Genomic DNA, 5,127 nt, shown 5'->3' on the forward strand with positions numbered 1-5,127 from the left:
GGTCGGCGATCAGGCTCTCGGCGGCCCGGGCCGCCGCGGCTTCGTCGTCGAGGGAGGCGCCGGCGTCGAGCAGCGTCAGCGCGACGCCGCGATAGAGCAGGCCGGTGTCGAGGTGGGGCAGGCCGTAGTGCCGTGCGAGGCGCTGGGCGAGCGTGCCCTTGCCGGAGGCGGCCGGGCCGTCGATGGCGATGACCATGGCATTCGGGTTCTCGGGCACCGGGTTACGCCCCGATCCCGGCGCCGAGCGCCTGCATCGTCGGCAGGAAGCTCGGGAAGCTCGTGGCGATCATCGCGCCGTCGTCGACGGTGACCGGCTTGGCGGTGGCCAGCCCCATCACCAGAAATGCCATGGCGATGCGATGGTCGAGATGGGTCGCGACCGTACCGCCGCCCGCTGGCGCGGTGCCGTCGCCGTGGACGATCAGGTCGTCGCCCTGGATCAGGTGGGCGACGCCGTTGGCCTTGAGGCCGGCGGCCACCGCGGCGAGCCTGTCCGATTCCTTTACCCGCAACTCATGCAGTCCGTGCATCCGCGTTGTGCCCTCGGCGAACGCCGCGGCGACCGCGAGCACTGGGTACTCGTCGATCATCGCCGGCGCCCGCTCGGCCGGCACGTCGACGCCCTTGAGACGGCTTGCGCGGACGCGCAGGTCGGCGACGGTCTCGCCGCCCTCCTCGCGCTCGCGCAGGCGCTCGATGTCGGCGCCCATCTCGATGAGCGTCGTGATCAGCCCGGTGCGCAACGGGTTCATCATCACGCCCTCGATCGTGACCTCCGAGCCCGGCACGATCAGCGCGGCCACCAGCGGGAAGGCAGCCGAGGACGGGTCGGCCGGCACCACCACGTCGGTGCCGCGCAGCGTCGGCTGGCCGGTCAGCGTGATCGCGCGGCCGTGGCCGTCGGACCCGTGTGGGACCACGGAGACTTCGGCGCCGAACAGGCGCAGCATCCGCTCGGTGTGGTCGCGGGTGGCCGCGGCCTCGATGACGGTGGTGGCTCCAGGGGCGTTGAGGCCGGCGAGCAGCACCGCGGACTTGATCTGCGCCGAGGCCGCCGGCGTCTCGTAGCTGATCGGGATCGCCTCGCGCGGGCCGCGCAACGTCAGCGGCACGCGGCCGCCCTCCGCCTCGGCCAGCACCTGTGTGCCCATGAGCCGGAGCGGATCGAGGATGCGGCGCATCGGCCGGCTGCGCAGGGAGCCGTCGCCGTCGAAGGTCGCGGTGACCGGCTGGCCGCCGACCACGCCCATCATCAGGCGCGAGCCGGTGCCGGCATTGCCGAAATCGAGGGTCTCGGCCGGATCGGACAGGCCGCCGACGCCGACGCCACGGACGACCCAGCGCCCCTCGCCGAGGCGCTCCATTGAGGCGCCGAGCGCGCGGGCGCTGGCGGCGGTGCGCAGCACGTCGTCGCCCTCCAGCAGGCCCTCCACCCGCGTCTCGCCGATGGAAAGCAGGCCGAGGATCATCGCCCGGTGCGAGATCGACTTGTCGCCGGGCGGGCGAAGCCGCCCACGCAGGGGCGCGCCGGGCGCGGCGGTCAGCGGGGTCGGCTCGGAATCGTGCGACACGGGCGGTCAACTTCGCGAGGGCATCCGGGCCGAGGCCTGGGGATCGCCGGAAGGCGCTGGGGCGCCGAAAGCCGTCGCGACGCCGGGGCGTCGTGCGGGAACATGGGGCGGTCGGTTATCACGCGCGCCGCGATCCGTCATCCGAGGCGCGGCTCGATCCGGTGTCCAGTGAGGCTCAGGCGCGCACCGAATGTCGCCGACGAACGACCCAAGTTCATTTTTCGGCAAAAAGGGGGTTGAGTCCGATCCGACGCCCGCCTATAGAACCGCCCTCGCCGGACGGCATCGCCGGGCCAGCGAGACACCAGCGCGGACCTCCAGAGCCGCGGTGGAAGAGAGTGGGGCCTTAGCTCAGCTGGGAGAGCGCTTCCATGGCATGGAAGAGGTCATCGGTTCGATCCCGTTAGGCTCCACCACTCTCACCTTCCAATTCACTTTGCTTCGATGAGTACCCGGCAGGGGTGTGCCTCGCTGCTTCGCGAGAACCGCGTGCTCGCCTGGGGTTCCGCACGCGTGGCTGTTCCATTCCGGCTCTTCGTGCACGTCGGCTTTCCGGCATCGGATCACCGTCGGCGCGTGCGCGCGGCCGGCGGGTTGCGTTCATCCTGATCGGTCGCGGTGGAATTTTCCCCGCCTCTCCGAGGAACCGAATCGTCTACCACGCCCTTCATCGCTCAATCAGTGGTTGTGTATGAGGCCGTGATGGTTGCGATCGTGATGGCGGCGCTGTTCGGTGCGGGTGCGTCAACGCTGTTGCTGGCGAAATTCGGCTTGCTGACCGCACTCCTGGCGATCCCCATCGGTGGAAGCGCTGCCGGCATGGCGGCCGCATTGGGCTTGGCCGTGGCGCGGGATCGGCACTTTCGGGGCCGGACGTGCGAACCCCGTGTGGCGGTGCGCGCCTTCCCCGTCTCTCGTTGACCCGACGCCTCCGTCGCCCGTGCTTCAGCCGTGCCTGTCCAGGAACTGTGCGAGGTAGGCCCCAGCTGCGTCCGGCCGTTCCACGGCGAGGAGGTGGGCGGCCTGTGGCAGGATCACGAGCTCCGCCTGACGGATGCCCTGGCAGATCTCTTCGGCCATCGCAGGCGGGGTGGCCGGGTCGTCTCGTCCTGCGACGACCAGCGTCGGGGCGGTGATCGCCGGGAGCCTCGGGCGCAGGTCCATCCGGCCGATCGCGCCGCAGCAGACCGCGTATCCGACGGCGTCGCAGGCCGTGAACGCGTGACGAATCGGCTCGACCACGTCCGGATGCCGCTCGGGAAAGCCCGGCGTGAACCAACGGCCGAGCGTCGCCTCGACGATCGCCCCGGTGCCCTCCTTCCGAACCGTCGCGGCGCGGGCGTTCCAGCTCGCTTCGCTCGGCATGTGGGCGGCGGTCGCCATCAGGGTTAGGCTCGCCACGCGGTCGGGCGCGGCGCTCGCCAGCGCCTGCATGGTCATGCCGCCGAGCGACAGGCCGACGGCGTGGATGCGGGCGATGCCGAGCGTTTCGAGCAATGCGAGAAGGTCGCCGGCGAGGTCGTCGATCTCGGCCGGTGCGTCCTGGGTCGCCGAGCCGCCGTGGCCGCGGGTGTCGTAGCGCAGGATGCGGTAGCGGTCGGAGAGGCGCGGCATCAGCGCGTCCCACATGGCCAGCGTGGTCCCGAGCGAATTCGAGAACGCCACCACCGGCGCGTCCTCCGGGCCGGAGAGGGTGTGGTGCAGGGAAGCGGGCGCCATGGTCAGGCCGCGAGCCCAAGGACGGCGCGCGCCTCGGCCGGGTTCGCCACTCGGCGGCCGTGACGGCGCACCGCCTCGGCCGCGAGCCCGACGAGCTCGGCGTTGCTCGCGGCGAGCCGATCTTTCGTGATCCGGATGTTGTCCTCGAGGCCGGTGCGGACCGCGTCGGCGCCGCGCGCCAGCGCCCACTCCATCACGATCGCCTGGTTTCGGCCGATGCCGGCGGCGGTCCAGGTCGCCCCGGGCAGGATGCGCCGGCTCTCGGCGAGCAGGATGTCGAGCAGGTGCTCATCGGCCGGCATCGCGTTCTGAACGCCCATCACGAACTGCACGTGCGGACGCGCGTCGATCAGGCCGGCCTCGACGAGGCGCCGGGCGCCGTGGAGGTGCGACAGGTCGAAGATCTCGATCTCGGGCCGCACGCCGTATCGCTTCATTTGCGTGGCGAGATCGGTGACCAGGGTGGCTGCGTTCTCGTAGACGATGGTCGGGAAGTTGACCGATCCGGTCGAGAGCGAGGCCATGTCCGGCCGGTGCTGCAGCGAGAGCCCGCGGCTCGCCGGGTCGCGTCCCCGCCCGCCGGTGGAGAACTGCACCACGAGGCCGGGGCAATGCTTGCGCAGGCCCTCCTGAACGGCGGCGAAGCGATCGGGGTCTGAGGACGGCGTCTCGTCGTCGTTGCGCACGTGAATGTGCGCCAGCGTCGCCCCCGCCTCGTAGGCCTGATGCGTCGACTCGACCTGCTCGGCCACGGTCACCGGAAGCGCCGGGTTGTCAGCCTTGCGCGGCACCGAGCCGGTGATCGCCACGGCGATGACGACGGGCGCGCTGGTCTCGATCTGGCTCATGGTCCCTCCGTGGGTCGGCCGCGTCTCCGCGCGCTGCCGACGGATGTAGACCGCCGCGCCCGCGCGCAAAGCCCGGGGCGGAGACAGCGCCGCCGCTCTGTCCGCACCGGCGCGGCCCGCTTGATGCGGCGGTCGCACCGGTTCATGGGTTGATGGTCCGCGCCGCGGTCCGCGAGTCGAGCGCGAGCGACCGCGAGCCGCGTACGATGGAGGATGTCATGAGCCGTCTCGTCACCGTGCTGAACGGTCCGAACCTGAACCTCCTCGGCCGGCGCCAGCCGGAGATCTACGGCCATGAGACCCTGGCCGACATCGAGGCCGCCTGCCGGGCGCTCGCCGACGAGCTCGGGCTCGGGCTGCAGTTCCACCAATCGAACCACGAGGGCGAGCTGATCGATTGGATCCACGCGGCGCGGGACGAGGCCGCCGGCATCGTCATCAACCCGGCCGCCTTCACTCACACCTCGGTGGCGTTGCTCGACGCGCTCAACGCCTTCGACGGGCCGGTGATCGAGGTGCACATCTCGAACGTCCACAAGCGCGAAACCTTCCGGCACCATTCCTACGTCTCGCTGCGCGCCGACGGCGTCATCGCCGGGCTCGGCACCGAGGGTTACGGGCTGGCGCTCCGCCGCGTCGCGACGCTGATCGGCCTGGCCGAGGCGGCGCGCTGATGCGTGACGGCGCGGTGGACCGCGACAGGAGCGTGCACGCGGCGCATGGACGGTTCGGCCGCCGATGCCTATGGCGTTGCGCGAGCCCGCGTCCGCCGGTCCGGGTGTTCCTCCTGCTTGCGATGGCGATGTTCGGTTCGATGCGTCCCGTCTCGGCCGAACCGGTCCCGCCCGCCGAGGCGACGGCGGGGCTGGTCGCGGCCCTCCAGGCCCGCATCCTGTCCGGCCATAGCGCTACCGCGGTGCTCGAGGCGTGGTGCGCCGAGCGCGGCCTGTCGGCCGACCCGCACCTCGTCGCCCGCCGGATCTCGGGCC

Annotated in this window: 6 protein-coding genes and 1 tRNA gene; 3 read left to right on the forward strand and 4 right to left on the reverse strand. The window is 71.6% G+C overall.

What is annotated here, in order from left to right:
* Both FV222_RS16650 and aroA read right to left on the reverse strand, forming a co-directional pair.
* The coding region (locus FV222_RS16650; protein ID WP_147815173.1) for a (d)CMP kinase at positions 1 to 196 on the reverse strand (196 nt) is incomplete at its 3' end.
* A 25-nt stretch (positions 197 to 221) separates the two neighbouring features.
* Positions 222 to 1,571: a 3-phosphoshikimate 1-carboxyvinyltransferase gene (gene aroA / locus FV222_RS16655; protein WP_147764024.1), complete on the reverse strand. Its 1,350-nt coding sequence runs from the start codon at positions 1,569 to 1,571 to the stop codon at positions 222 to 224.
* 340 nt (positions 1,572 to 1,911) lie between these two features.
* Between aroA and FV222_RS16660 the strand changes: the two genes are divergently transcribed.
* Both FV222_RS16660 and FV222_RS16665 read left to right on the forward strand, forming a co-directional pair.
* A tRNA-Ala gene (locus FV222_RS16660) sits at positions 1,912 to 1,987 on the forward strand.
* A gap of 286 nt (positions 1,988 to 2,273) precedes the next feature.
* Positions 2,274 to 2,492, forward strand: coding sequence for a hypothetical protein (locus FV222_RS16665; RefSeq protein ID WP_147815175.1), 219 nt, complete (start codon positions 2,274 to 2,276; stop codon positions 2,490 to 2,492).
* Between the two features lie 24 nt (positions 2,493 to 2,516).
* On the opposite strand, the gene pcaD is transcribed toward FV222_RS16665, so the two are convergent.
* Both pcaD and FV222_RS16675 read right to left on the reverse strand, forming a co-directional pair.
* Positions 2,517 to 3,290: a 3-oxoadipate enol-lactonase gene (gene pcaD, locus FV222_RS16670; protein WP_147764026.1), complete on the reverse strand. Its 774-nt coding sequence runs from the start codon at positions 3,288 to 3,290 to the stop codon at positions 2,517 to 2,519.
* 2 nt (positions 3,291 to 3,292) lie between these two features.
* On the reverse strand, positions 3,293 to 4,138 hold the full coding sequence (locus FV222_RS16675; RefSeq protein ID WP_147753589.1) for a 3-keto-5-aminohexanoate cleavage protein: 846 nt from the start codon (positions 4,136 to 4,138) through the stop codon (positions 3,293 to 3,295).
* A gap of 218 nt (positions 4,139 to 4,356) precedes the next feature.
* Between FV222_RS16675 and aroQ the strand changes: the two genes are divergently transcribed.
* Positions 4,357 to 4,812 (forward strand): type II 3-dehydroquinate dehydratase, encoded by a 456-nt coding sequence (aroQ, locus tag FV222_RS16680; RefSeq protein ID WP_147753590.1) that lies wholly within the window; start codon positions 4,357 to 4,359, stop codon positions 4,810 to 4,812.
* Positions 4,813 to 5,127: the final 315 nt, after the last annotated feature.

It is taken from the genome of Methylobacterium sp. WL103 (genome assembly GCF_008039885.1).
Taxonomy (GTDB): domain Bacteria; phylum Pseudomonadota; class Alphaproteobacteria; order Rhizobiales; family Beijerinckiaceae; genus Methylobacterium; species Methylobacterium cerastii.

Bases quoted from the DNA above. Each gene is read 5' to 3' on its own strand.
- FV222_RS16665 (WP_147815175.1), top strand. From the start codon at position 2,274: ATGGTTGCGATCGTGATGGCGGCGCTGTTCGGTGCGGGTGCGTCAACG.
- pcaD (WP_147764026.1), bottom strand. From the start codon at position 3,290: ATGGCGCCCGCTTCCCTGCACCACACCCTCTCCGGCCCGGAGGACGCG.
- FV222_RS16675 (WP_147753589.1), bottom strand. From the start codon at position 4,138: ATGAGCCAGATCGAGACCAGCGCGCCCGTCGTCATCGCCGTGGCGATC.
- aroQ (WP_147753590.1), top strand. From the start codon at position 4,357: ATGAGCCGTCTCGTCACCGTGCTGAACGGTCCGAACCTGAACCTCCTC.